Raw genomic sequence first — 26,262 nt, forward strand, 5'->3', positions numbered from 1 at the left:
GAAATCATATTCATGCCGTATTATCGGGGCGAGCAACTCAGTGAGGTGTATGAACGGGCTGCTCGGGGCGGCTACGGTTTCGTCGCGAGCAATACAACCCATCCTGACATCATGCAGGGACTACTCGACGGGGCTGTGACCGCCGAATCCGACATCGTCCTCCAGATAAAACGTGATACCGCAGAGTACCTGGGTAACGGCGACGTCACAGCCGGTCTCGAAATAATGGCAGCGCACGTGCGCACGTTGAGCGAATCGCTGGACGTGGGCGTCTTCCTCAATGTCGACCACGTCGACGCTGACGACGGGGAACTGATAGAGGCTGCCATCGAATCGGGACACCCCTCGTCGATGATGATAGACGCTTCAGAGTACCCGTTCGAGGAAAACGTCGAACGGACGGCGGCGGTCGTCGACCGCATCGAAGACCGGGACGAGGACTTGCTTGTCGAAGCGGAGCTTGGGACCATCGCCGGGACCGAAAGCGGCGAGACCACCCAGGACGCGTTCTACACGGACCCGGCGGAGGCCGTCGAATTCGTCGACCGGACCGGCTGTGACCTCCTTGCTGTCTCCATCGGAACCGAACACGGCGTCTCGGCCGGCATCGACCTCGACCTGCGCGTCGATTTGGCCGCCGACATCAACGCAGCCCTGCGCCAACACGGTTTCGACGTCCCGCTCGTCGTGCACGGTTCCTCTGGTCTCACCTCCGAGCAGGTCTCAGCGCTGATGGAGACGGGTGTCTGCAAACTAAATACGAACACGCGCTATCAGTACGAGTACGCCCGCACGGCCTGTGAGTTCTACCACGACAACGCCGACGCCATCATCCCGCCGAAGGGAGTAGCCGACGACCGCACGACGTTCTTCGCCGACGCCGATTGGGCCCCCGACAAGAGCCGATTCAACCCGCAAGTCGTCGGCCGTGCAGTCCGCGAACGCATCGCGACTGTACACGCCGAACTGGCCGAGACGTCCGGGAGCGCGGGGGAAAGCCTATTTCTGGAGAGCGAGTCCCGATGAGCGGGCTCGTTCTTGGAATCGATGCCGGACTGACGGCGACGAAAGCTGCGGTGTTCACCCCGAGTGGGGAAGAGATTGCGGTTGGGAGCCGCGAGACACCGACGGAACGCTCCGCCTCGACCCACCGGGAAGTTCAGCTCCCGGAGCTGTGGAAAGTCACTACCGAGGCGGTCCGCGAGGCACTCGACCACGAGTGCGTCGACTCGCAAGACGTTACAGCAGTCGGCGTCGCCGGCCATGGTCACGGCCTCTATCTGCTGGACGGGTCAGGGGACCAAGTCAGGCCAGGCATCAAATCGACCGACAGCCGGGCAGCCGAACTCACCGAAGAGTGGGAACGGGACGGTACCGCCGACCGGATGCGTGACCGTCTCGGGTACGCCCCCTTCGCTGCGGGCCCTCTGAGCCTGCTCGGGTGGCTCGCCCGCGAAGAACCCGCCTCGGTCGACCGAATCGAACACGTCCTGTTCTGCAAGGACTATCTCAAGTTCCGACTCACGGACCGGGTCTGTACCGACGAGATGGAGGGAAGCGTGTTCTACGGTGCCGGCGACGACAAGTACGACCGCGGCGTTTTCGCGGCGCTTGACCTTGGTGTCTCCCCCGATGTCTTGCCCGAGGTCGTACCGAGCTGGGAACCCTGCGGGCACGTGACCCGCGATGCTGCAGCAGAGACCGGTCTGCCCGAGGGAATCCCGGTCGCGTCCGGTCTCCACGACGTGGGAGCGACCGCACTGGGTACGGGTGCCCACAAGGACGGACAGGCTGTCCTCATTCTCGGCACGTGGGGGCAGAGCATCGTCGTTCTGGACGACCCCGGTGACGACGGCGAGGATATCGAAAGCGAACGGGGTCTGACACGCCGGTACCTCGACGACGGCTATATCCGCTACAAGGGACTCCGCTCGGCGGCCGTCTGTCTGGACTGGTTCGTTCGGGAGTTCGGTCACGACTGGCAGGCACAGGCGAGCGACGAGGGCGTGAACCCCTACCAGATATACGACCGCATCGCAGCGGACGTCTCGCCGGGCGCGTCCGGCCTGCTCTTTCATCCCTACCTGGATGGGTCGACCGATGAGCCGAACGACCGCGGTGGGTTCTACGGACTGACCAGCGAGCACACGCGGGCCGACATGCTCCGGTCCGTGTACGAAGGTGTCGCTATCGCCCAGAGCGCCGGCCTCGCGGACCTGACGCCAGATGTCCACGTTGATGACGTTCGTCTGGGCGGGGGCGGGGCTCGGAGCGAGGTGTGGAGCGACGTATTCGCCGCCGCAGTCGACAGCACGCTGCTCGTTCCGGCTGGCGAAGAAACCGGGGCCCGCGGTGCAGCGATATGCGGTGCCATCGCGGCTGACGTCCACCCGGACCACGAGCGTGCCGTTGACCGGATGGTCACAGTGGCCCGGAACCACGAGCCGGACCCGGCCGCTGCGGCTATCTACAGCGACCGGCGCGAGACGTTCGAGAACGCACTCTCGGCGATACGACCGACCTGGAAACGTTTAATGGATCACCCCGAGAGGAAGGAAACGAATGACTGACACGAGCAAACGCTGTCTCCTCTGTGGTGACCCACAGCAACCCAGTGCAGCGATGTACGAATCCGCCGGATACCTCACAGGTCACGGCGTGGAGTTCAAACGGATGGAGTGGCAAGGCGACGTCTCGGCCGCCGAGTTCCGCGACGTGACCATGGACATGGAATCCCGTGGCCCCGGGGACTACGATGCCAGTGCTATCGCGGAAAACTTGGCCGGCGTCGAGTTTCTGGTCGTCCACAAGGCACCCGTCTCCCGGACGGTGTTCGAACAGGGAGAGGACTTAGAAGTCGTCGCAGCAGCCCGGGGCGGAACCGAGAACGTCGACACGGCGGCCGCCGCCGACCACGATGTGACCGTACTTCACGCCCCTGGCCGGAACGCCGACGCTGTCGCGGACTACGCTGTCTCGTTCGCCCTCTCGGCACACAGGCGAATACCACACTTCGTCGAGACGACCGGTCGCGGCGAGTGGGACCTTGAGTTCGACCCCCGAGGGCTCCCGCGTGACGTGACGAACCTTTCTATCGGCGTCATCGGCTTCGGGAACGTCGGTCGGAAGGTCGCCGAGCGCTGGACCGGATTCGGCCCGGAAATTCTCGCCTACGATCCGTACGTCGACGACGAAACCACGCGCGAACACGACGCGACGCCGGCAGATTTAGACGAACTCCTCCAGACGGCCGACGTGGTCAGTATCCACGCACGCCTGAGTGACGATACCCACCACATGCTTGACGTGACAGCGTTCGATCAAATGCGGGAGGAGGCCCTGCTCGTCAACACGGCGCGAGGCGGCCTCGTTGATACGGACGCGCTGGTCAAGGCCCTCCAGTCAGAATCTATCGGCGGTGCCGCCCTCGACGTCTTCGAAGAGGAACCGCTCCCCGAGGGACACCCGCTCCTCGACCTCGACAACGTGTGGCTATCGCCCCACACCGCCGGCTCAACCCGAGACGCGGTATACAACGGCGCCCGCATCGTTGCCGCGGACTTAGAAGCCATCATCGAGGGACGCGAACCGGCTCACCGAATCAGGTAATATCCAGGTATTCATCAGGACAGAGAACGCTTCGCTTCCACTCTCTGTCGCTGAACCTGTCGAAAATGGCATAGTCGACACTCCGAATCTCCGCGTTCCTGTGGGCCTGATACGACGCTGGGTCGAACGAGCTACGATTACTCGACCAAGTCACGGCTGTGTTCAAGGGCTTCAGTCATGCCGTTGGCCAAATGGATGAGGTCCATGCCGGTCGCGACGTAGTCGACATCCCAGTCCAGTCGCTGCTCCCGTTCGGCGTCGTTCGTGGCCAATGTCCCGGTCGTGACACCGGCCGCCCGAGCAGCCGAGAAAACGGACTCGACGGCACCGAGGAACTCGTCGTTCTCCCACTGGCCGAAACAGCCCATCGACAGTGAGAGGTCCAGCGGTCCGATGAAGACGCCGTCGATGCCATCAATCGCGGCAATCTCAGCAGCGTTTTCGACTGCTCGCTGGGACTCCAACTGCACGTGTCTGACGAACGAGTCGTCTCCCGCTTCGAGATGCTCGTCTAACGACATCGTGAACTCTGTCGACCGCCCGGGTCCGATTCCACGGGTTCCCCCGGGCGGATATCGACTACACTCGACAATCTGTTCGGCCTGGGCGGGCGTCTCAACCATGGGAACCAGGACTCCGTCCGGGCCGAGGTCCAGGGTGCGCTTGAGCGTGGTCGGATCGTCGTCCGGGACACGGACCAACGTCTCGGTTTCGCCGTCGCTACCGCGAAGCATGTTCCCCATCGTTTCGAACGACATCGGGGTGTGTTCCGCGTCAATGACGACGAAGTCGTAGCCCGCGGTGGCGGCCATCTCGACTGTGAGTGGGTGCGGAACAGAGGCCCAACTACCGATCAACGGGTCCGAGTCTGCAGTCACTGTGCTCAATCGCTCCGTGTCCGACATACGTCCGTCTATCGAGACAGGAATACAAAAAACCCGGTCGAGTCAGCGGCCGGGGCCGGTCATCTCGACGGCGACGGCCACGGCGTCGAGCAGGCTCTGTTCCGAGGCGATTCCCTCACCGGCGATGTCGAAGGCGGTGCCGTGGTCGACGCTCGTGCGGATAATCGGAAGGCCGATAGTGACGTTGACGCCCGAGACGGCCGACCCGCCGGCGAAGCCGAGCATCTTAATGGGGATGTGGCCCTGGTCGTGGTACATCGAGACGACGCAGTCGAACTCACCGCTGGCGGCCCGAACGTAGATGGTGTCGGGTGACTCCGGTCCAGTGGCGTCGATGCCATCCTCGCGAGCCTGCTCGACGGCCGGTTCGATCTCTGCGGCGTCTTCGTCACCGAGCAGGCCGCCGTCGCTCGCGTGGGGGTTCAGGCCGGCGACGCCGATTGCGGGCGAGTCGACGCCGAGGTCGCGCAGCGCCTCGGCAGTGAGATGGATGGTGTCGAGGACGTTCTCTGTCGTCACCAGGTCACAGGCCACACGCAGTGGGACGTGGGTACTCACGTGCGTGACGCGCAACTCGTCCTCGACGAGCATCATCGCGTAGTTCTCGGTGTCGGTGTAATCGGCGAGCATGCCGGTGTGGCCCGCGTACGTACTGCCGGCGAGTTTTGTCGCCTGCTTGTTTATCGGTGCCGTCGTGATGGCGTCGATATCGCCTGCCTTGGCGAGTTCGATTGCCTGTTGGACGTACTCGAGACTCGCCAAGCCGTACTCCTCGCGGACCTCGCCGCGGACCAGCTCGTCCACGTTGTCAGCGTCGAGGACGGGAATGGCTTCGGCACTGAACGTGGCTTCGGCGACGGACTCGACCGGTTCGACGCGGAGTGACGACTCGACAACCGCAATGGCGGCTGCGATAACGGACGCGTCGCCGATGACGATTGGTCGGCTGAGCTGTCGCAGCTCCGGGTACGCCTTGACGATTACTTCGGGGCCGATCCCAGCTGGGTCACCCATCGTAATCCCGACGACTGGGGCTGAATCATCCATCGTTCGTCGAGAGATATTCCAGGCAGTTAACAATATCTCCTTCGGACCCGAACCCCCCTGCCTTCGTGACGACCGGTGTTCCGCTCGCCACGCCATCGGCGAGGCGACCGACGGGTATTCCGGCGGTGACTGCGTCTCCGGTCAGCGTCACAGTCGTCGCATCGAGGGACCGAAAGCCAGCGACTGCTACATCGCCGCCGGTGTAGAACAACCCAGACGGCGATTGGGATTGGATGACTGCTGCGGCGGTCGCTGCCAGGCCGGACGCAATCCGTCTGCGGATTTCGTCGGGGCCCAGGTCGCGAGATTCCCCTTGCCTGACAGTCTGGTCGACGGACTCCCGGTCCGTGGCCGCGGTCAGGACGGCCGGCCGTCCACTGGCGAGTCGATGGGCCGCTCGACTGACTCCCTCCTCGCTGACCGGCTTCGTCAGGAGGTCGACTGGTTCGAGTTCGACGACCGCCGCTGCGGGGACCTGTTCGAGCTGGGCGAGCGTCGTCGTGCTAACGCTCCCAACGACGGCCAGTGGAGAGCCGGTTCCTACCGCTAGTGACGAGCCCATCCCGTCAGCGGCATCTTTCACAGCAACGTGTTCGGCGAGGCCACCGCTTCCGACGTAGAGCGTATCGTGGTCGGAACCGGCGTCGGCGAGTGTCGCCAGATCGCTTCCCGTCTGGGCGTCACAGACGACGAGTGGCGCCCTGTCGTGACGTTGAATCGCGGCAGCCAATGCCGCTGTGACCTCGTTGCGACCGGATTCGACGACATCCCCCGATATATGTTCGACGGCTCTGCCGTCGCTTTCGAAGATGTCGATGAGGTTCGGCGAGGACGGTCCCTTCTCGTCGTCTGCGTACTCGGTTTCGTCAAGCGACGTCCCGTCCACGTAGTGAACGCCGTTCAGCGTTGTCCGGCCGGCCATCGGGAAAGCCGGAGCGACCAGTGCAACGTCTGCCCCCGACGCGGTGAGTGCGGCGTCGGTCTCTACCGCTACGTTGCCTCGAAGTGTCGAGTCGACCTTCTTGTATACCGTCTCCGCCGGGACCGTTCTGACAACCTTGGCGACCACATCGGCTGCGGTCGCGGCGTCGTCGTACCTCGTGTCGGTGTTGACACCGAGTATCGGCGAGTCGGGACGCCGGTCCAGTCGGCCGGATTCCTCCGGTGGAACCGCGACGACAGCGGTACCGTGCCCCCGGACAGCGAACCCCTGGGATGTGTCCATCGCACCAGTCAGGTCGTCGGCAACGATACAGACCGAGTGCGTGGCCCCTGTCATACCAGACGTGGTGTCCCACAGAGAGTTAAAGTATCATGTAATCCCGGCACCCGTCCTCACTCTGGAATCAGCGCGGCCCGCGTCACGGTGCGGTTTGCCGAATCCCGGAGCGCGTCTTGCAGATCCGCCAGCGCGTACTCTGCGTCGACTAGCTCACCGAATGGGTAGTCGTCGCCGTGTTCGGAGAGGAACTGTAGCGCCTCCCGCAGGTACCACGGAGCGTAACGCATCATGGTCGTCATCTCGACGGACTTGCGGACGGCTTTGCCCGGATCAATCGTCGCCTCCTTCCCGGGGATGATATTGCCCATGACGAGGTAGCGGCCGCCGTTGCCGAGCAACTGGAACCCCTCGTCGATGGCCGCAGGGACGCCAGTCACCTCAACGGCGGCGTCGGCACCGAGCCCGTCGGTCAGTTCAAGCACGCGCTCCTCCCGTTCCTCGACCGTGTCGAACTCGTTCAGGTTCACGGTATGGTCCGCGCCGAACTCCGCGGCCCGTGCGAGACGGTCGGTGACGCCGTCGACAACGATGGTCTCGGCACCGCGCTCCGTGGCGACGGCCGTCGCGTTGAGACCGAGGCCACCAGCGCCCTGGATGACAACAGTGTCGCCTTGAGTCACCTCGATGGCGTCGAGTCCGTTGAGTACCTGTGAGAGCGCACAGTTGGCCGCGGCGGCCGCTGTGCCGCTGACATCTTCGGGGACCTTGTACACGTACTGGTCGTGGTGCACGTAGTAGTGGCTCGCGAACGTGCCGTGGAAGTGGGGCCACTCATCGGGGGCACGCGACCAGTATTTGTAGGCGTTCTCGCAGTACTGATGTTGCCCGCGGCCACAGCGCGCACACTCGTTGCACGTGGCGAAGTAGGCCGGGACGACAAGGTCGCCTTCTTCAAGCACCTGTCCAGCGTTGTCCCGCACCTCACCGCCAGTCTCGACGACTCGACAAAGCGCCTCGTGACCCAGGGAGCCGTCGCGAATGAGCGGATGTTCGCCGCGCCAGATATGGAGCTCGGAGCCACAGACGTTCGCGCGCACAATCTCAGTGAGTAGATCCCCGTCATTTGGTGTCGGGAGTTCGTACTCTTGGAGTTCGGTTGATTCCGGCTGTTCGAGATAGCCGACAGTCCCGGTGTTCGACATATGAAAACGGTCACAAGCGGTCCACAAAGCGTTTGTGGACCGGCTCAGACATCGAAAGTCTTCCCCTAAAGGCGGTTCACGATGAAATCCTCGCCGGTGGCGTAGGTACCTGTTCTTTCGAGAGTTTCCGTCTGGCAAACCTGGTAACGACGACACATTCGTTAGACAACGGTGACATCGTTCTCGAGCGTTCCGATCCCTTCGAGGTCGATACTGACGTGGTCCTCAGCCTGCAGCGTGAACGATTCGTCGGGAACGATAGCGGTGCCCGTCAACAGTACGGCCAGTTCGGGCACTGCGTTATGCCGGGTGTAGTACGAGACCAAGTCCTCACAGGTCTGGGCCATGTTGGCTGTTGTGGTCGATCCTTCGAACACCCGCTCGCCGTCACGGCTGATAGTCATCGACATCTCCAAATCGTGTGGATCGTCTAACCCAGTTGCAGAGGCAACGCAGGGTCCGATAGAACAGCAACGGTCGTAGATCTTCGCCTGCGGGAGATAGAGCGGGTTTTCTCCCTCAATGGAGCGACTACTCATGTCGTTGCCGATAGTGTAACCGGCGATATCACCGCGATACAGGACGATGCCGAGTTCGGGTTCGGGCACGTCCCAGTCAGAATCCTCACGGATGCCGACAGTCTCGCCGGGCCCGACCGTCCGACTGGGTGTCGCCTTGAAGAATATCTCGGGACGCTCGCTGTGGTACACCTCCCTGTACATATCGGGCATCGCGCTCTCAGCTTCGCGAGCTTCTTCACTAATTTCGTATGTGACTCCCGCAGCCCAGATCTCGCTCGGTGCGACTGGGCTAGTGACATCGGAATCAAAGGTGCTGAGGTCGACCTCGTCCGCTTTCGCGACGAGCTGGTCGGCAACGTCATCAATGTCGTTATCGGTGATATTCGCTGCGCGCGTGAGGTCAAGGAACGATGTCAGATTTCCCTTGACACTGGTCAGGTCATACGCTGTGTCGGAAGTCTGAACGATGATACGGGGGTCTCCATGGGTAGCTACCCGATAGTATCGCATGTGCCTTCGAAGCGTCTCTTGCATAGCTAATAATGGTATCGAATGTCGTGGGTATAGCTAACATTGAACTATGGATCCGAGTTCGGGATTGTGAAGCGGTTCGGCGAAACGGCAGCGGCTGAGCTTGCCGATGCGGACACCATATCCACTCGACAGTGTATTTGCACTCATATATAGTCGAATTAATAATGAAAATAGTCATTCATTATTAATGAACCATTTTTATACCGGATTTACAGATACTTCGAATAGGCCCGTCAGCAACGAATCCAGCGCTACTTATCTAGTATATGTTCATTATAGTTGAATACTTCAGGACTATGGAGTGTAGGTGTGGCGACGCCTTCAAAACACTTCGACTTTCGCAAGAAAGCGGACGAATCGACGCACTGGAATTGTTCTGTGAACGGGTCGTGCTTGATGTCGAGTAGCGGATGCGCTGCCCTCGCTGTGCCAATTCTATTCAACAACTGGCCCCTCGGCGCTATCGTTGTCCTCAGACCGACGGATCGCTTTAGGGGAGTGCGGATTATGGTGGAACTCTCGCAGAAACTCTTCAAGCTCCAGAACGTCGCCAGCCTGAAATTTGCCTATTCATAGCGGACGAAGTCACTCGTTCAGTAATACTGAAAGCTATATGACAGCAAAGGCTATTAAAAATTCTTACCTGTTCCTTTGTTCCAGAGTGCACCTCTAACAGCAGTACTCTTATTATTCTATACGTTCAGTAAATCAGGTGTGTCTGTGGAGGGGGACTGGCTGGAAGTCGCCCGTACCCATTTCAGTCGATGCTAACCCCCATCCTTCACGTATTACCATCGAAATTCATTCACTCGGACCGTTCAAGCACTTGTAGAGCTATCACGACGCACCGGCCAATAGTTGGCGGTCTTCTCTCTATAAGGGTGGTTGCGACGTTGTAATTCCACCGTCGCTTCGGACGGCCGCGACAATTATGATGGCGAAGTCGTCTATAAGCTGGTTAAGTGGTCGTAAATGCCGAATCTCATTATTAAAATCACTTCGAAATATACCGTCAGATTTTGATTAATTCAGACGTTTTTCGCCAATTACCAATATGCTCTCCCATATATTGTATAATATATCTATATTTATAATAGAGAGCTGCCTAATCCCACAAATAGTATATATTTACTTTTAGAAATAGATGGGGAGATCTGGATCCAAATGGCCACACGGCCTTTAGATTAGCTGAATGCAATACTGCCGGTTCATGTTGAATATCTCTCAGCCCTATCGGGGAATGAGTAAGAAAGAAAATTTGGCGAATATCTCGAACCACGCTACTTTATCAGTCCTCACAATCTATCTTGAGTCAATGATGATGAGAAAAGTAAGCCATGGCTTGGTCCCCGTTGAGACAGTATGATTCACAGGAATCACTTAGCGAAAACGGTTGCAAAGCTTCAACACAATTCGCTGTCCGTTGCGGAGTACATAGACCAGCTTCGAACGCGAACGGAAGCTATTGAACCCGAAATTGAATCGTTGCTGCCAGAGTCCGAGCGGTGGTCCCGGCTCACAACTGCTGCGGAACAGTTGGCGGACCCTCCGTACTCAACTCGAAAACCGTTGTACGGTATCCCGGTCGGGGTGAAAGACATTATTCACGCTTCGGGCTTTCAAACCAAGGCGAACTCGTCGCTCCCACCCGAACAATTGACTGGCCCGGAGGCGACTGTCGTTCGGCAACTCAAGTCGGCTGGTGCACTGGTCTTCGGAAAGACTGTAACGGCGGAATTCGCCTACGCGGAACCGGGTCCGACAAAGAATCCACACAATACGAATCACACACCGGGCGGATCGAGCAGCGGGTCTGCCGCTGCAGTTGCAGCGGGGCTCTGCCCACTTGCGTTGGGGACCCAAACCGTCGGCTCAATCATCAGGCCCGCCTCCTTCTGCGGGATTGTTGGATTCAAGCCCAGTTATGGTCGCGTGTCGGCTGAGGGTGTGATACCGCTGTCTCAATCGGTTGACCACGTCGGCTTCTTCACACAGGACGTAGCTGGAGCGGAAATAGCCGCAAGTGTACTCTGTGATGGCTGGCAGACGGTTCCCGAGAGAATAAGCCAACCAACGATTGGCATACCCGATGGACCGTATCTCCAACAGGCTAGTTCGGACGGACTCGACTGCTTCTATACCCACTGTAATCGTTTAGAGCAGGGCGGATACAACATCACCAAGGTTCCAGTGTTACCCGACATCGAGACTACCAACGAGTATCACGAACGACTCGTTGCTGCCGAAGCTGCGATGGTACATCACGAGTGGTATCAGGAACACGATGAAAAGTACGGTGAGCAGACAGCCGAACTCATAGAGGAGGGATACGGTGTTCCAACGAAACAAATCGCTATCGGCCGAAGCAGCCGCATGGAGACCCGTGATCATCTGACTGACGTTATGGATAACCACGATATCGATATCTGGGTCGCACCTGGTGCCTGTGGGCCGGCCCCTGAGGGTATTGACTCGACAGGCGACCCAATAATGAACCTTCCGTGGACACACGCTGGACTCCCAACAATCGCCATTCCGACGGACGACAGTATCAATGGGTTACCCATCGGTGTGCAATGTGTATCCAGATTTAATGCTGATGAACATCTGTTGAACTGTGCGAGTGATATCGCTCGAACACTTCAATCATGAATCTCAGACAGCATGCAGTTGGTTGTCACTAGATCACTATTGCAGTTCCAATCGGTCCCGTAGCAATATACTTCTGAGAACGAGTTCTATGAGAGCACAAAACCGAACCGAGAGGACGGAATAGGATACGGCCTTTCGGTCGTTCACGCTATATTGACGTTACGGGTGGGAGACGAAAGTAACGAGCCGAGGGTCATGAAGGGGTGTTGTTCGAGATAACCGGCGTCGACTTCGTCGGCGAGAAGTAGCTATCACTGGTCCAGTGTCAAACTCGATTGGAGGACGTAGTGCTTTCTGTGGACATACACCTCCGAAGACAGATTCAAGTCCGTCCTCGTAGCGGATGACACCAATATTGTATCGTTCCGTTCGTACTGGCCGAACGAATTTGAGCTACAGAATAACAGTAGTACCTCTATTATATTCTCGACTCAGGCGGACATTATCTCGTCTCGTGGGTGTCAGAATGTTCGGGTAAAACGAACGACAGCGTCAGTAGTCAGCGGAAGGGTCTGTATCCAGGACGGTCTTGGACTCTCTGCAGTCGCACTGGTATCTCGCGAGCAACAAGTCGCTGATGAGTCCGACCCGTCGTCCTACTCCCGCCAGATTACGTCCCGGACCACCTGCCGTCGCCGCAGATGCGACGCTCAAGACTGCGCTTTCGCGATTACTAGCTACTGATACCGTCGAACTTATAGTTATCGGTAATGACGATGTCATTGAAACGGTCTCTGAGCGGCATATTCGAGACTACTTCCAGCCAGGCAAGACTGGAGAGAGCTAAATGACTGGTATCGCTAGTACATTTATCGATGGAATGCAGTACTTGGCCTTGTTTAGACGCCGGAGAAAACGACTCACACCGATGAACTAACTGCTCTCTGAGTCAACATGAGTAGTGTGCCCTCCCGTCTCTCTCGCTTCACAGATCGTCTCGAAACACTACCGAAACGGGCTGTCTCTGGTGATCCTTCACCAGCAGTCAAGAAAGGTGACGGCGGCTACGCTGACTGGGTGATTGTGGTGATCCATGGTCTTCAAGAATATCTTGACCTTCCCTATCGACGACTCCTCGATATTCTTCACGAGATGCCCGGTATCGTCGAGAAAATGAACCTCACAACGAGTGAGCTACCAGACTTTACGACCGTGTGCGTCCGGAAACAACAGCTCAAGATGGCAATCTGGCGAACTCTCTTGCGACTTTCCGCCGATCTCCATGATACCGGTGACATACAGGCTATCGATGCAACTGGCTTCGACCGCTACTCGACCAGCCGACACTACGCAAACCGGACAGACTACACATTCAGATCGGTCAAGACGACAGCGTTGGTAGACTGCAAAACCAGTACCGTATTAGATATTCACTGCTCGATGACACAGCCACACGACACACACGTCGGACGGCAGGTACTTTCGCGGAATCTCAACCAGCTACAGACCATCACCGCTGATAAAGGGTATGACTGGGACGAGCTGCGTGAGGATCTTCGGGAGGCCGGTGTTCGGCCAGTGATCAAACACCGGGAGTTCTCTCCACTTGATATGGCACACAACGCTCGCCATGACGATGGTGTCTATCACCAGCGGTCAGTGGTTGAGGCCGCCTTCTTTGAGTTCAAGCAGCGGTAGGGTGACACACTCCGAGCCCGAACTTGGTTTGGACAGTTCCGGGAGCTCGTTCTGAAAGCGGCTGTGAGAAATGTCGAACTTGCCCTCTAATACCGGTCGGTACAAAGACATGAGACCACCACTAGATATTATACTGTTGAGTTTCATCTTGTTGGCATGGTCTCCCGCGAAAACCAGATCATCCTCGGATTCGGGTTGGTCGCAATCATCCTCCTTGTGGCGATAGCGAACTTCACAAACCTACCAACGTGGGTGAGTATCGCAGTTGTGCTGGTTGTCGGAGTTCTTATCCCGCAGATCCTCAACGAGAGTAACAAGTAGGTAGGCTATTCACACGTACGCTGAGCAGCTACCTCGCAGCATCACTAGTGGAATAAATGAGCTACTTCCACGTCTAAACAAGGCCCTTCCACTGTTTATGACCCACAGAAATCCGTAGCGCTATAGAAGAGACTCAATATAGTGACACGCTGAAGGCCCGCGTTGCAGCTCGCATCCTGCTGGCCAGCGACGAAGCCACCGAGACAGTTCTTAGCCAGGCCGACACCGCCGGCCAGGTCGTGCGATTGTGGCGGATTCAGCGGACTATCGACGCCGATGTGGACGCGCCGCCGGAAGCCAGACAGGCCGACCTGGGCCAGTACCTGGTCCGGAACGGTAACGATGGCGCAGCGGTTGTCGACCGCCTGGACAGCGATGACCTCGATACGTTCCTCGACCAGTCACCGTCGACCAGAGTGGCGCTCACCCGAGTCGACAGCGGCGACAACGGATTCGATGCCGCACACTTCATCAGAAACACTGATGCCGAGGACCGGGCCGTGCTGGACCGACTCGACGGACCAACTCAGACCCGGCTCTATCTCCGCTATGGCGAGGGTGACCTGGACGCTAGCAACCTCCGGCGCATCGACGAGCTCATCGAGAGCGGCGATATGGACCAAGCAGATGTCCAGCGCCTGCTCGGGATTCTGGAAACGAAAAATCGGGATCCCTTCGTCGGCGATGGTATCGATAGCGAAGACCTGCTGAATATTGTCGACAAGGGCGCAGATCTCAGTGAAACTCGCGTAGTCACAAAGCCAGACAATATATTCGAGTTCGGGAACGCTGGAGGTGAAACACCGGACACCCTCTTGCTTGAGAACGGTGATGTAGATGAAGGCTGGACACACATCCGACAGCGGCACGTGACTGATACACAGATTGATGCACAGGGTCGTACGAGCTATTTCCCTGCGGGACAAACAATCAAGGGTAGAACCCTTGATGGGCCTATGGAATCGGATACCGATGTCCAGAGGCTAATCACGAGAGCGGTTGAAAACGGTGACCCACAGCAGGGTTCACGGCGAACCGTCGCCGAATACCGGTATTCGCCGGATCCCGAAACGACTGGGGTGAGTGACATGACAGTACGGGTCACCTCCAATGGACGAATAATCGGCGTGTTCCCCGAGGAAGGACCTAATGTACGAGTCTGGATCCGGGACCAGAACGACTGGCTTGACAATATCCGATGATAATGCCTCGAGACACAATGGAAATCAACATCCGCTACGACGAGGAGCTCCGAGAGAAGATTCGCAACGGCACAGCCGATCCGCTCGGCTGGATTGATTCGATCACCAGCGGTGAGACAGACTTGACTGGTGACTCCGATGAGGGCATGAAAGAATACCTGACCAGCTTCTTCACGGGGCTGTTGCAAGGACTTGAGGAGTGCGCGGATGGTGAGCGAATCGTCTTCGCGACCGCTAACGGACCGATATACGTCGTATTGGTGCCGCAGGAGGACCAGAGTATCCGGGTCTGGTTCTGTTACCGCAAGGACGCTGCCGAAACCGGTGGTGAGCCAGAACCCTACGAACCAACAGCCGTCGTTGGGACCGAAGAACTGGCCCAGGCCGTCGTTGAAGCCGCTGAAAAATTCCTCGGATTCGTCGAGGACGTAAATCCGGATCTGATTGCGGATTCCTACGACTACCAGGGCCTCCGCGAGGATATAGAGGCGGTCCGTCAGCGGTACGAACTGAACTGAGCAGACTCTGGTTCGGTTCAACTGAATCTCGTCGAAGTTTACTCGACACTTCGAGCGATTACAGCAGTGCAGAAGTCGGAATGGCAGCAAATACTGTTTTAAGCAGACCGACACGGCAAGCGACATCGCAGAGCGCCTCGCCGACACCCGCGCCCTGCGTGCGCTCGCGCGCATCGAGGGGGCCACTGACGCCGCGAAGGCCCGCGCCACCGCCTGCATCCTGTTGGCCAGCGACGATGCCACAGAGGCCGTCATCAGCCAGGCCGACACCGCTGGCCAGGTCGTGCGACTCTGGCGGATTCAGCGGACTATCGACGCCGACGTGGATGCGATATCTGTGCTCGCGGGGTCTAAGAGAGCGAACCCCGACGTGCGACGCAGACGCTCACCTGTGTGCTTGTGAGCCACGAAGAGGCTCGAACGCTGATCACGACGATCAGCCCGCATCGGAGCTGGGAGAACAGTCCGTACGTCACACAATTGCTCCACCGTCTCGAAGAGCAACCAGTCTCCGGGTGGTGACGCCGAACAGCCAGCGCCGGCGACGACACGGACGCATCACCAGACGTTCGATGAACTCGCTGTCTAGATGGACCAGGTAGGGAGCGAGGGCGCTCCATTCTTCCAGTAAATCGCATCTAGCGCGGCCGGGAACTGCTGTAGTCGGTCATCGAGGACCGCGAGTGGGTGCGCATCGAGAAACGTCGCCTCGTGCCGATCAACCGGTGTGTCTTCGTGATTGAGTTGGATATGACAGGGCCCAAGGTCCGGATGGTCGGCGTCTTGGTGGAAGCCGAGCATCAGATTTCGGTCCGGTTCGACCCAGTTGATGCGGTAGTATTCGTGGTTGACGCCGGCGGGGTACCAGGAACGAATCTCCAGTCGTGCTGTCGCCGCGTCGTACGAGTCACTCAGGAACATCGTCGGATCGACATCCGCGATGACGTACCGGGGTCGGCGTCGAGACGGGCGATAGCGCACGTCCTCACACCCAGCCTGCCTCGTCAATCGGTCGTGAACGTCGCGGAGGAGGGTCCGCTGTGTATAGCGGTCGCGACCGGCAAGAAAGATCATACTGTGAGAGAGAGAATTAGCTCGTGGCGCGGTCAGCTACGTCGGTCATCTGTTCGCGAGCGGCTTCCACATCCGAGTAGAGTTCCAGGGCATGCTTGATGAGGCGCCGGTCCTCCTCGTTCTCGCGCCAGAACGCGATAACGTCGCGGCGGTCTCGGAGGTCGGCACTTGTGAGGTCGCCGTCGGCGAGTGACTGTTCAAGCTCCCCCCACGTCTCGACGTCGTAGGTCGCCTGCCACTCCTCGATCTCCTCGGTGATTGCGGCCAATTCGTTCCGCAACTCCTCGCGCGTGTTCTCCTCGATGAGCGTGCGGATTTCCTCGAAGAGCAGTCGCGTGTAGTCCGGCTGATAGCGCGTCGTCTCGCCGGCCTCGACGCGGCGCAGCTGGCCCTGGTCCACGAGATCCTGGAGTTCCTCGTTGGTCGTACTCCAGGCGGCGTCAGCCTGCTCGCTGATCCAGTTAACCGACCGTGGTTCGCGGAGCGTCTCGGCGACGGCTCGAATACGGTCGCGAGCGCTCATCGACTCAGTCCACGACTGGACGCCATTCCGTGGGGATTCCGACATGCTTAGCACCTCTTGCAACAGGGTTCGTACTTTACTCCCATATATGTTTGTACCTTCTTGTATAATCGAGAGTAGGTTACGACCATAGGCGTCCGGACATTGAAATGCGAAACCGACAGAAGCTATGAGCCAACCGATGCACAACAGATATTCTGACTTTGCAGAACTGCAGCCGACCGGCGAGGCGTCCCACATTCCAGACCAGAGGCTGGACGACGGGTGTGAGGGTGACACCCGGCGGCAACGCGTCGTGACGAGCTCTGGTGGCTACCCTGATGTGCCGACGGCCGCCGATGGCGAGTGCCGGTCCTGTGGGGCCTCAGTCCCAGACGGCCAGACGAAATGCCGGTTCTGTCTCACCAACCATCTCGGGAATGACGCGACTAGCACGGACGAGGCAGCGTCGACGACGTTCCTCGGCATCGTCCACCTGGTCGTCGAGTCGACCACGTTCTACGGGGCCGTCGCGATGGGCGGCGCCGCGGCGAACCTCCTCTCCGCCAACGAGGCGGAGCCGGCCGTCGATGACTACACGCTCATCTACGATCTCGACGAGGCGCCGGCGCGCCAGCTGGCCGAGCACTGGCCCTCACTCCCCGATGCGGTACAGGTGTCGTCAACGGAGGGAGAGCGGCTTCTCAGTGCCGCCCGTGACCGGACTGGGTGGCACGGGCAAGGAGCGTCGGAGCATCAGGAGCAGCCCCCGACGCGGCTCTACGACCAGCGTGGGGACGGTATCCGCGACGCGTCGCGTCTCGATGCGGTCCTCAACGACGCCGACGACACAGTGTGGCTAGTTCCAGCGATGGCGCTGACCGAATCCACAGGTGAGAGTGCGACTGATCGTCAGGTGTCGTCGGTACCGACGACGCAGGAACTCGACTGTGAAACCTGTGGACGGGCGACCGACCATCGGTTCAAGACCCACGAGTCGGTCCCAGATGAGGCGTGGACGGGACAACCGATCTGGGAGTGCCGTGTGTGTGGCTCGGCTCGCTACGGCCCCACCAGGTCGGAACAGACCCCGTCTTAACCTACATAGCGACACGGAGGCACACTAATGTTGGTTAACGAGCAGACTCAGTCCTTCAGCTACCCGCAGCCGGAGATGTTTCTCTGCGCCGTGAATCGGCGAGGCGCTTCAAATGGACCCACGCAACACGCCCGGATATCGACTGCATCGCTCACTCACCAATCTCAAGCGCATCGAGACGGCCGGACTCGACGAGGCAGATCAAGAGCGGATCGAGGCAGCGAGGACACTCCTCCAGAACGTGAGTCTGCTCACCCAACCGCAACACAGCGGAGACGCCGATACACAGGTCGAGTCCTGAGCGGCGTCGCAACCGGGAATTTGGGTGGACCGAGTCGGAAAGTGTTTATCGCCCCCAAGAAGGGTGCGGGGCGAACCAGTTGTGGATGGCCTCCGTGGGACAAACCAGAGCGGGCGAGCTCGACAGCGCGCTGGTGGCTCCTCCAAGACGACCAGTCAATATCTGAGGGTGATGAGTCGTGACTGAACTCACAAAAACGCTAGAACTGAAACTTGTAGACCCGAACGCACACAAGCGGGAGAAGCTCCGTGAGACGCGGGGGGCCTACCAGCAAGCGCTCCAAGAGGCCTTCGACGCCAGCTGTACCACTCTGGGGGAAGCGAACGACATCGTGGGTGACTACGAGTTGAGCGGTTACGCGAAGAACGCCCTGAAGCGGTATGTCCCGCAGCTGACGACGACCTATGGAGCAAATGAACTCAGTGACGATCACCCTGTCCGCTTCACGAACGAGGGGGTGAAGATCGACCACAAGCCCGGAAACACGATCCAGTGGTACGTCAAAATTCCACACCACGAAGACTACCACCTCTGGGTACCAGCACAGCCGAACCCTGAACAACGGGACTGGCTTGAAGCAGTGATTGCTGGCGATGCAGACGTGGGGGAAGGTCGTTTGCTCAAGCGGGATGGAACGTGGTATTTCCATCTCATCGCGACCCGGGACATCCCAATCAACTCCGAGGTACCTCCCGAACAACGTACCCCCATTGGTGTCGATATCGGGGAGGCAAGTCTCGTCACGGTGTGTCACCGCGACGAGCATGGGTTCCCGACAACCCCTGAACTCTGGACGGATGAAGGGAAGACTGTTCGTCGACTCCGCAAGCGCTACTTCACCACGATGCGGCGACTCCAAAGTCGTGAGAGCGAACGGATTGCAGACACCTTTGGCGACGAGTTGTGGGCGCAAATCGATGATATCCTCCACACCGTCACCAGGGAAGTGGTGGAGTACGCCGAGGCAGTCGAGACGCCGGTTCTCGTGCTCGAGGACCTCACCTACATCCAGGAGTCGATGGACTACGGGGACTACTTGAATCGCCGGCTTCACGGCTGGGGATTCGCAAAACTCCACGCACAGATCACGTACAAAGCCGTAGAAAGAGGGATCCCCATTGCGACAGTCGACCCGCGGAATACCTCTCAAGAGTGCCATATGTGCGGTGAAGGGGGAACCCGGCCTCAACAGGCGACGTTCAGGTGCTCCAACGACGCCTGTTGGGTCGAAGAGTACCAGGCAGACATCAACGCCGCACTCAACATCGCAGATTGCTACCTCAGCGGAGAGAGTCGTTCCAGAGAACACGAGAACGACGATGACTCGGCTGAGGATGGGGCCTCGTTGACCGGGCCACAAGACAACCAAGCCGATGCTGAAACCCAGCAGGCGACGCTTGGAACGTATACGTCTTGAAACCGTAGAGCTGAGCAACCGCTCAGCGTGAAATCCTATGACGGGATTCTCGCATCTAACTGATGCGGGCGGAGGTCAAGGGACATCGCGCACTCTCTCCGAGCAATAAACGAGAGATGCTTTTCACTAGAACCCGATATTTAGAGATACGCCAAGTGGGCGAAACAACTGCTGGTGGAACTGGCCGATGGCCTCGAGGCAGAAGCCGTCGACGGCTACCTCGCCGACGAGGATCGACCGTCGACGGTCGTCGAGCCGAAGCCCCGCGCCACCGGGCTCACCCTCGACGAGATCGTCGCTGACCATCTCGACTACCTCCACCACGAGGCGTTCTTCGTAGTGTCGACGACGTTCGAGGTGACCGCCTATCGGACGCTCTGGTTCGGCCTGCAGTACGACTCGGAGACGGTCGAACAGGGAGAGACGGTTGGGAACGGCGCGCTCGCGACGGTGCGATGGTACGACGGCGAGCCGGTCGGCGACGGCCACCTGCAGGGCCAGTTCGCGGCCCTCAAAGACGTCGTCGGCGATATGCTCGACAAGGGCGTCTTCACGCCGTCGAGGGCGAGACAGTACCTGAAGCGGAAGCTGGCCGAGCGAGTTGGAGACCGACAGGAGCTGCTCATTCCGACCGGAGAGTCACCCTTCGAGAAGGCGAGCCTGAACCACTCCTAGTTGGCCCTGTAAAAATGACCATTATCTGAGGGTATTCTGAGGCCGTGCTAAATACAGGGCGCGTATCTCGCATGGCACATCGGGAACTATCAGTGCGGGAATCGGTAGAGCGGCCAGCGGGGATTCGTTATTCGTAGACCCCGCCGAGACTCGACATCGGCGTCGCACCGGCCACGATTGCGCCCGTTGCCAAGATCGCTGCCAAAAGCACGACGAACTCTCCGCTTGGTGAGTAGCCGGCCAGCCCAGCGCCGACTTGGACGATGAACACGGTCACAAAGAAACTGACTATCGCAAAGACCAGCATCACGATTGCTGCGATGATACTACTCACTAACGCGCCGAAGGAATCAAGAAATCCCATATCCATTCAGGAGAGTGCCGACCGACGGATAAGGATTCGTTTTGGCTGCCCACGAAAGGCGCCATGAGCGACCGGCTGCTGTCTGAATTAGTCCTCGGCTGTGATCTCTTCGAGTGCTGCCTCGAAATGCGCTTGCGTCAGCACGATATCCTCGACAGCGGTCGGTTCGTCACTGGACTGGGATCGGACGTGCTCGCGAACGGCGCCAGTGGCCGCGCCACGACAGAGTGCGGCCACATCGGCACCCACCAAGCCATCCATGTCAGCAGCGAGTTGGTCGAGGTCGACATCGTCGGCCAGTGGCCGATTGCGGGTATGGATCGTCAAAATCTCGCGTCGGGTCGCCTCGTCAGGCACGCCGACCTCGATCTTTCGCTCAATTCGGCCCGCACGGGTGAGCGCGTCGTCGATGAGGTCTGGCCGGTTCGTGGCCGCGATAACGACCACATCCTCCAACTCCTCCAGCCCGTCGAGTTCAGTCAGCAGCTGCGACACGACGCGTTCACCGACCTGATTGTCCCCGCCACCGCTGCCACGCTTGCTTGCGATAGCGTCGATTTCGTCGAAGAAGATGACGGTGGGGGCATTCGATCGAGCCTTCTCGAAGATTTCCCGGACCCCTTTTTCGCTTTCACCGACGTACTTGTCGAACAGTTCCGGCCCCTTCACGGAGATGAAGTTCGACTGGGCCTCGTTCGCGACGGCCTTCGCTAGAAGGGTTTTCCCTGTACCGGGCGGCCCATGCAGCAGAATTCCCTTCGTCGACTGGAGGTCGACCTGCTTGTACGCATCCGGATAGGCAAGGGGCCATTCGATGGCCTCCTGCAGTCGCTCTTTGGTCTCTGCAAGTCCCCCCACGTCGTCCCACGTGACGTCGGGTTTCTCGACGAACACCTCTCGGAGTGCGCTGGGGTCGATCTCCCGAAGCGCTGACCGGAGGTCCTGTTCGGTGACCTCGAGCGTTTCAAGCGTCTCGGCGCTAATTTCGTCACCTTCGAGATCTAGATCCGGGCGGACCCGTCGGAGCGCGTTCATCGCCGCCTCGCGGACGAGGCTTTCCAGGTCTGCGCCGACGAACCCGTGTGTGTTGTCCGCGTACTGCTGGAGGTCGACATCGTCGGCAATGGGCATCTCTCGGGTGTGAATTTGGAGGACTTCGTGTCTGCCCTCGGTGTCGGGAGCGCCGATTTCGATTTCGCGGTCGAACCGGCCGCCACGCCGGAGCGCGTTGTCGATGGAATCGACGCGGTTGGTCGTCCCGATAACCGTCACTTGACCGCGGTCTTCCAGGCCATCCATCAGGGAGAGCAATTGCGCCACCACTCGGCGCTCGACCTCACCCTGGGTATCGTCTCGCTTCGGGGCGATGGAGTCGATTTCGTCGATGAAGATTATCGACGGTTCGTTTTCGCCGGCGTCTTCGAAGACCTCACGGAGTCGTTCCTCGCTTTCGCCGTGATATTTCGACATGATCTCCGGGCCGGAAATCGTCGAAAAGTTAGCGTCTATCTCGTTGGCGACTGCCTTTGCGATCAGCGTTTTGCCGGTCCCGGGCGGCCCGTGGAGCAAGACGCCCTGTGGTGGCTCGATACCGAGTGCCTGAAACAGCTCGGGATGGGTCATCGGCAGCTCAATCATCTCCCGAACTTGATCGAGTTCGTCGTTGAGTCCCCCGACGTCTTCGTATGTGACGCTTGGTGATTCCGGGCTGTCAGCCGACTCACTGTCCCGGCCGCCACTGACGGATTCGGCGGACTGCTCGACCACCTCGACGGTAGTCGTTTGCGTAACGATCACGGTCCCTCCAGGCTCGCTGTCGACGATACGGATCGGAATTCGGCGGTTCGAGCGCCCCATCACCGAGCCGAGTCCGAGTGAGAGCGGGACGGTCTGTCCCGCCTGCACAGCTCGGTCGGCGAGCTTCTGGCGGAGATACGGGGCGAGGTCGCCACGGATTTGCAGGCCGTCTGGGAGCGCAATCGACAACTGGCTCGCTGGCTCGACATCGGCCTCCTCGACGGAAACGATTCGGTCGAGTCGGGCGCCGATTGTTTTGCGTGTTTGCCCGTCGATGCCGATGATTCCGCGCTGTCGCTCACCAGCCTGTCCTTGCCGAACACGGACCACTGTAGACCCGCTCTCACCTTCGATAGTGACGAAATCGCCGTTATCGATCCCGAGTTCCGACATCGCCTCTCGGTCAATTGCTGCGATACCCTTCCCTGCAATTTGCCTGTCGAGTGGCTTAACAATGAGTCTCATGATTGTGACCGTCCAGACTGCACTCGAGGAGAGATACCCCTCCAAGTCTTCGAGACGGATACAGAACTGGAGATACTACGTATACTGGGCGATTGCGGAAATAAGTTGGTACTATCACCTAACAGCTAGACAGCGGCAGCAGATCGGGCTGTGCAAGATACAATCTCTATATTCAGCACGGACTATTTGACAGCGTGTGTGAAGGTCCTCGAACGCCGTGAGTTACCCGACACAAGCGATGGTGACGCCTCAATTGGCGATTGATTTTCCCGATAGAGAGCTGTGTAGATATGCACGAATCACCAGACGATGCCGCTCCGATTCGGAACCGTTCGACTGACGAACGAAAGGAACCTTGAGGGTAAAATCAAATGTAGGATTTATTCGGCTTTTGAGCGGTGAAATCAGCAGAATTAACCGAGACGAGTGCTGAGGGCGCTCGCTCATCTGTCGAACGAATTCCCTTGTTGGGCGTGAGGCGTCCGAACTCTGGGTTTTAAATACTGGTCATATATCAATTCCCGGACTATCTTTTGCCATATGCTGAATAGAGGGAGCCCATCGGTCACATTTCGGTGGAACCCGGCTGCGGTTCAGAGCAAGACGAGGAACACAGTCAGCCAGCCACACACGATGACGAGCCCACCCAGCATCGCAACCGTGGTGTAGCCAATGATATCACGGGCACGAAGGTCGGCGATTGCGAGGAGTGGAATCGCCCAGAACGGCTGGATCATGTTCGTCAACTGGTCGCCCAGCATCTCGATGATGACGGCCTGCTCGGGGCCGTATCCGAAGCCAGTCGTGATGTCCAGCATAATCGGTCCCATCGCGACCCATTGGCCGCCACCCGACGGGATGAAGACATTGACGACCCCCGCCACGAAGACGCCGATGACGGGCCAGGTGGCCGGTGTGGCGAACGCGCCGAAGAACTCAACAATCACCGTCGCCAGGCCGGTCCCTGTCAGTAGGCCGGCGATGCCGGCGTAGAACGGAAACTGGAAGATGATTCCGGAGATGTTGGTGACGCTGTCTTTCATCTGAGCGACGATGGCGGATGGGCGTACCCACAGGAGAATCGCACCCAGGAGAAAGAGTGCGTTGATACTGTTGAGCGTCAGATTTGAGATTCCACCGGCTCTGAGGAACCACGCATTAACGACGAAGAACGCGGGGAAGACGGCGATAGCCAGCCCAATCACCCGCGAGTCGTTGAGCCGGTCCGCGACGGAGCGAGCGGGGGTGCCGCCATCGGTCGTCGGGTCGGCCATCGCCTCGGTGACCACCCGGTCGATGTCCCGGTAGGTCGCCCGAGGGAGTTCCCGAATCCCGTCTTCGGGATGGAGCAACCCCATGATGACCGGGACGACGAGGAGGAGCGAGCCCGTGGTCACGATATTCGTGCGGCTACCGATCGTCTGCGCAAGCGGGATGCCGTCCCTGATGTAGTCGGGGAATGTCCCCGGGATGAGCTGTGGATCGGCCATCAACAGCCCCACCGACGATGACAGCCCGCCGTGGAACACCATGAGACTGGTGTAGCCAGCCGCCGCCAGCAGTGGGTAGTGGACGGTGATACCCTTCTCTTGACACTCGTAAGCGACGCGTTTGGCCATGATGGCGCCGACGATGAGGCCAATGGCCCAAGAGACGACGGCAGCGGCCATCGCCACGAACGACGTGAACCAGACAGCCGTGAACCGTGAGTTTGGCAGTCGTGCCAGCCGCTCAAGGCCGCGCGTGAACGTCGGGGACTTCGCGATGGCATCGCCGGTCATCAGCAGGATCGAGATTGCGGCCATGAACGGGAGGAGACTCCAGACGCCACCAGTCCAGGCGGTCAGGGTCGCCCGCGGACCGGCCCCGGTCGCCATCGCGGCGGCGCCGGCGACGAACGTGAGGACGATGGCGATGACGTAGGGGTCGGGGATGTATTCCTCGGAGAGGTCCGAACATCGCTCGCCGAACTGACGGAGCAGGCTGAGCACACCGACGAGACATCGACCGCGGTGAAAAGTCGACCGGTCGGTAAACAAGTACATACGCCCGGCTCTGAAATGTGGTGTAGATGAGTGACGACCCAACGAAGGTCGCGATCGCCTGCCAGGGTGGCGGCAGCCACACGGCGTTCACTGCCGGGGCGTTACAACGGCTCCTGCCGGAGATCTGCAAGGCGGGCTACGATATCGTGGGATTCTCCGGGACCTCCGGCGGTGCTGTCTGTGCGCTGCTGGGCTGGTATGGCACCGTCAGCCCCGACCACGCCCCCAGCGCGCTACTTGGGGAGTTTTGGAACGACCTGAAAGCCCACCAGCCGGCCGAGCGGTACCTGAACGACCTCGCGGTCGGGACCGCCGAGTTGCGGACCATGGGCGTTCCATTCCCGCAGTTCAGCCCAGGACAGACACCCGCCGGCATCATCGGACAGCGACAGTTCCGACGTCTCCTCGAGGACCACGTCGACTTCGAGCACGCACGCGATTTGAGTACGGTCCTCCGTGAGCGCGAGCGGCGCGAGGGCCTCATCCATCCGGCCCTGCTCATCAGCGCTATCGACGTCCTGAACGGGGAGTTTCGCGTGTTCCGTGGGCGGGAGATGTGTGCCGAGGCGATCCTCGCCAGCGCGGCCGAACCCGGCCTGTTCGGCGCCATCGAAATCGACGGCCGGCAGTACTGGGATGGCCTGTTCTCGAAGAACCCGCCAGTACGGGACTTCTCGACGACCGACGATATCCCCGATCCGGACGAGGTCTGGGTCATCCAGATTAATCCGTCCGAGCGGTCGAAGGTGCCGCGGTCACTCCACGACATCGAGGACCGGCGAAACGAACTCAGCGGCAACACCTCCCTCGAACAGGAGGTGGCGTTCATCAAGCAGGTCAACGAGTGGGTCGACGCCGGCTACCTGCCCGACCGGTACACACATACGGACATCGAGCGGGTCCAGTTCGACGAGGAGCTCCGCTGGTCGACGAAACTCGACCGGTCGCCCGCGTTCATCGAGGCGCTGTTCCGGACCGGTCGCGAACGGGCTGACCGGTTCCTGACAGAGCGCCGCGAGTAAGCGAGCGGAGGCTGCGCTATAGTAATAATTGAAACGATTTACACACTGATCGCACTGCTCTCGTGCGATCAGGTGTGCATTGATTTTCAATGGCTACTATAGTGTCACGGGCCCTACCGCCGGTCGCTGT

At 59.4% G+C, this 26,262-nt stretch carries 21 protein-coding genes and 2 pseudogenes; 13 read left to right on the forward strand and 10 right to left on the reverse strand.

Features of this window, described 5'->3' with window-relative positions:
- Positions 1–12: 12 nt before the first annotated feature.
- From fba to VI123_RS14540, 3 genes are read left to right on the forward strand one after another with little or no spacing between them, the layout of a single operon-like run.
- Entirely contained in the window at positions 13–1,026 is a 1,014-nt protein-coding gene (gene fba / locus VI123_RS14530; RefSeq protein ID WP_336338784.1) for a class II fructose-bisphosphate aldolase, read from the forward strand.
- The gene (locus VI123_RS14535) at positions 1,023–2,570 is read left to right on the forward strand and encodes an FGGY-family carbohydrate kinase (protein WP_336338785.1); all 1,548 of its coding nucleotides are present in this window, start codon (positions 1,023–1,025) and stop codon (positions 2,568–2,570) included. Before fba ends, VI123_RS14535 begins: the two co-directional genes overlap by 4 nt.
- A complete protein-coding gene (locus tag VI123_RS14540) occupies positions 2,563–3,609 on the forward strand; it encodes an NAD(P)-dependent oxidoreductase (protein ID WP_336338786.1) in 1,047 nt (348 codons plus the stop codon). The genes VI123_RS14535 and VI123_RS14540 overlap by 8 nt, the downstream gene beginning before the upstream one ends.
- Positions 3,610–3,746: 137 nt before the next feature.
- On the opposite strand, the gene VI123_RS14545 is transcribed toward VI123_RS14540, so the two are convergent.
- The 5 genes from VI123_RS14545 to VI123_RS14565 all read right to left on the reverse strand — a co-directional run bounded on the left by VI123_RS14545 (position 3,747) and on the right by VI123_RS14565 (position 9,016).
- The gene (locus VI123_RS14545) at positions 3,747–4,487 is read right to left on the reverse strand and encodes an HpcH/HpaI aldolase family protein (protein WP_336338787.1); all 741 of its coding nucleotides are present in this window, start codon (positions 4,485–4,487) and stop codon (positions 3,747–3,749) included.
- A gap of 69 nt (positions 4,488–4,556) precedes the next feature.
- Positions 4,557–5,561 (reverse strand): 4-hydroxythreonine-4-phosphate dehydrogenase PdxA, encoded by a 1,005-nt coding sequence (gene pdxA, locus VI123_RS14550; RefSeq protein WP_336338788.1) that lies wholly within the window; start codon positions 5,559–5,561, stop codon positions 4,557–4,559.
- A complete protein-coding gene (locus VI123_RS14555; RefSeq protein WP_336338789.1) occupies positions 5,554–6,840 on the reverse strand; it encodes a four-carbon acid sugar kinase family protein in 1,287 nt (428 codons plus the stop codon). Before VI123_RS14555 ends, pdxA begins: the two co-directional genes overlap by 8 nt.
- A 56-nt stretch (positions 6,841–6,896) precedes the next feature.
- Entirely contained in the window at positions 6,897–7,985 is a 1,089-nt protein-coding gene (locus VI123_RS14560; RefSeq protein ID WP_336338790.1) for a zinc-binding dehydrogenase, read from the reverse strand.
- Positions 7,986–8,146: 161 nt separating this feature from the next.
- A complete protein-coding gene (locus VI123_RS14565) occupies positions 8,147–9,016 on the reverse strand; it encodes a fumarylacetoacetate hydrolase family protein (RefSeq protein WP_336338819.1) in 870 nt (289 codons plus the stop codon).
- 1,386 nt (positions 9,017–10,402) lie between these two features.
- On the opposite strand from VI123_RS14565, the gene VI123_RS14570 reads away from it, so the two are divergent.
- The 5 genes and pseudogenes from VI123_RS14570 (at position 10,403) to VI123_RS14590 (ending at position 15,371) form a co-directional block, all read left to right on the forward strand.
- Positions 10,403–11,692 carry an amidase gene (locus VI123_RS14570; RefSeq protein WP_336338791.1) on the forward strand — a complete coding sequence of 430 codons (1,290 nt, stop codon included), beginning with the start codon at positions 10,403–10,405 and terminating at the stop codon, positions 11,690–11,692.
- Between the two features lie 903 nt (positions 11,693–12,595).
- Positions 12,596–13,420, forward strand: a pseudogene (locus VI123_RS14575) (IS5 family transposase).
- A 66-nt stretch (positions 13,421–13,486) separates the two neighbouring features.
- Complete coding sequence (locus tag VI123_RS14580) at positions 13,487–13,651, forward strand: hypothetical protein (protein WP_276236294.1); 165 nt, start codon at positions 13,487–13,489, stop codon at positions 13,649–13,651.
- 278 nt (positions 13,652–13,929) lie between these two features.
- Positions 13,930–14,853: a hypothetical protein gene (locus tag VI123_RS14585; protein WP_336338792.1), complete on the forward strand. Its 924-nt coding sequence runs from the start codon at positions 13,930–13,932 to the stop codon at positions 14,851–14,853.
- A gap of 17 nt (positions 14,854–14,870) precedes the next feature.
- Complete coding sequence (locus VI123_RS14590) at positions 14,871–15,371, forward strand: hypothetical protein (RefSeq protein ID WP_336338793.1); 501 nt, start codon at positions 14,871–14,873, stop codon at positions 15,369–15,371.
- 585 nt (positions 15,372–15,956) lie between these two features.
- Here VI123_RS14590 and VI123_RS14595 read toward each other — a convergent pair.
- Together VI123_RS14595 and VI123_RS14600 are read right to left on the reverse strand one after the other, a co-directional pair.
- Complete coding sequence (locus VI123_RS14595) at positions 15,957–16,445, reverse strand: hypothetical protein (protein WP_407067003.1); 489 nt, start codon at positions 16,443–16,445, stop codon at positions 15,957–15,959.
- Between the two features lie 16 nt (positions 16,446–16,461).
- Positions 16,462–17,013, reverse strand: a complete 552-nt coding sequence (locus tag VI123_RS14600; protein ID WP_336338795.1) for a DUF7342 family protein — start codon at positions 17,011–17,013, stop codon at positions 16,462–16,464.
- Between the two features lie 136 nt (positions 17,014–17,149).
- On the opposite strand from VI123_RS14600, the gene VI123_RS14605 reads away from it, so the two are divergent.
- The 4 genes and pseudogenes from VI123_RS14605 to VI123_RS14620 all read left to right on the forward strand — a co-directional run.
- Positions 17,150–18,046, forward strand: a complete 897-nt coding sequence (locus tag VI123_RS14605) for a biosurfactant protein 1 (protein WP_407067004.1) — start codon at positions 17,150–17,152, stop codon at positions 18,044–18,046.
- A 112-nt stretch (positions 18,047–18,158) separates the two neighbouring features.
- On the forward strand, positions 18,159–18,347 hold the full coding sequence (locus VI123_RS14610; protein WP_336338797.1) for a hypothetical protein: 189 nt from the start codon (positions 18,159–18,161) through the stop codon (positions 18,345–18,347).
- A gap of 178 nt (positions 18,348–18,525) precedes the next feature.
- Positions 18,526–19,764 (forward strand): RNA-guided endonuclease InsQ/TnpB family protein, encoded by a 1,239-nt coding sequence (locus VI123_RS14615; protein ID WP_336338798.1) that lies wholly within the window; start codon positions 18,526–18,528, stop codon positions 19,762–19,764.
- A 150-nt stretch (positions 19,765–19,914) separates the two neighbouring features.
- Positions 19,915–20,439 (forward strand): annotated as a pseudogene (locus VI123_RS14620) (DUF6735 family protein); the annotation flags it as partial.
- A 127-nt stretch (positions 20,440–20,566) separates the two neighbouring features.
- Here the strand turns inward: VI123_RS14620 and VI123_RS14625 are convergent.
- From VI123_RS14625 to VI123_RS14635, 3 genes are all read right to left on the reverse strand, one after another.
- Positions 20,567–20,803, reverse strand: a complete 237-nt coding sequence (locus VI123_RS14625) for a hypothetical protein (RefSeq protein ID WP_336338799.1) — start codon at positions 20,801–20,803, stop codon at positions 20,567–20,569.
- An 87-nt stretch (positions 20,804–20,890) separates the two neighbouring features.
- Positions 20,891–23,065, reverse strand: coding sequence for a CDC48 family AAA ATPase (locus VI123_RS14630; RefSeq protein WP_336338800.1), 2,175 nt, complete (start codon positions 23,063–23,065; stop codon positions 20,891–20,893).
- Positions 23,066–23,658: 593 nt separating this feature from the next.
- A complete protein-coding gene (locus VI123_RS14635; protein ID WP_336338801.1) occupies positions 23,659–25,056 on the reverse strand; it encodes a TIGR00366 family protein in 1,398 nt (465 codons plus the stop codon).
- Between the two features lie 80 nt (positions 25,057–25,136).
- Here VI123_RS14635 and VI123_RS14640 point away from each other — a divergent pair, with 80 nt between their 5' ends.
- A complete protein-coding gene (locus tag VI123_RS14640; RefSeq protein WP_336338802.1) occupies positions 25,137–26,132 on the forward strand; it encodes a patatin-like phospholipase family protein in 996 nt (331 codons plus the stop codon).
- Positions 26,133–26,262 lie beyond the last annotated feature (130 nt).

It is taken from the genome of Haloarcula sp. DT43, from assembly GCF_037078405.1.
Classification (GTDB): Archaea; Halobacteriota; Halobacteria; order Halobacteriales; family Haloarculaceae; genus Haloarcula; species Haloarcula brevis.

Bases quoted from the DNA above. Each gene is read 5' to 3' on its own strand.
- fba (WP_336338784.1), top strand. From the start codon at position 13: ATGCCGTATTATCGGGGCGAGCAACTCAGTGAGGTGTATGAACGGGCT.
- VI123_RS14535 (WP_336338785.1), top strand. From the start codon at position 1,023: ATGAGCGGGCTCGTTCTTGGAATCGATGCCGGACTGACGGCGACGAAA.
- VI123_RS14540 (WP_336338786.1), top strand. From the start codon at position 2,563: ATGACTGACACGAGCAAACGCTGTCTCCTCTGTGGTGACCCACAGCAA.
- pdxA (WP_336338788.1), bottom strand. From the start codon at position 5,561: ATGGATGATTCAGCCCCAGTCGTCGGGATTACGATGGGTGACCCAGCT.
- VI123_RS14555 (WP_336338789.1), bottom strand. From the start codon at position 6,840: ATGACAGGGGCCACGCACTCGGTCTGTATCGTTGCCGACGACCTGACT.
- VI123_RS14560 (WP_336338790.1), bottom strand. From the start codon at position 7,985: ATGTCGAACACCGGGACTGTCGGCTATCTCGAACAGCCGGAATCAACC.
- VI123_RS14565 (WP_336338819.1), bottom strand. From the start codon at position 9,016: ATGCGATACTATCGGGTAGCTACCCATGGAGACCCCCGTATCATCGTT.
- VI123_RS14570 (WP_336338791.1), top strand. From the start codon at position 10,403: ATGATTCACAGGAATCACTTAGCGAAAACGGTTGCAAAGCTTCAACAC.
- VI123_RS14580 (WP_276236294.1), top strand. From the start codon at position 13,487: ATGGTCTCCCGCGAAAACCAGATCATCCTCGGATTCGGGTTGGTCGCA.
- VI123_RS14590 (WP_336338793.1), top strand. From the start codon at position 14,871: ATGGAAATCAACATCCGCTACGACGAGGAGCTCCGAGAGAAGATTCGC.
- VI123_RS14595 (WP_407067003.1), bottom strand. From the start codon at position 16,445: ATGATCTTTCTTGCCGGTCGCGACCGCTATACACAGCGGACCCTCCTC.
- VI123_RS14600 (WP_336338795.1), bottom strand. From the start codon at position 17,013: ATGTCGGAATCCCCACGGAATGGCGTCCAGTCGTGGACTGAGTCGATG.
- VI123_RS14605 (WP_407067004.1), top strand. From the start codon at position 17,150: ATGCACAACAGATATTCTGACTTTGCAGAACTGCAGCCGACCGGCGAG.
- VI123_RS14610 (WP_336338797.1), top strand. From the start codon at position 18,159: ATGGACCCACGCAACACGCCCGGATATCGACTGCATCGCTCACTCACC.
- VI123_RS14625 (WP_336338799.1), bottom strand. From the start codon at position 20,803: ATGGGATTTCTTGATTCCTTCGGCGCGTTAGTGAGTAGTATCATCGCA.
- VI123_RS14630 (WP_336338800.1), bottom strand. From the start codon at position 23,065: ATGAGACTCATTGTTAAGCCACTCGACAGGCAAATTGCAGGGAAGGGT.
- VI123_RS14640 (WP_336338802.1), top strand. From the start codon at position 25,137: ATGAGTGACGACCCAACGAAGGTCGCGATCGCCTGCCAGGGTGGCGGC.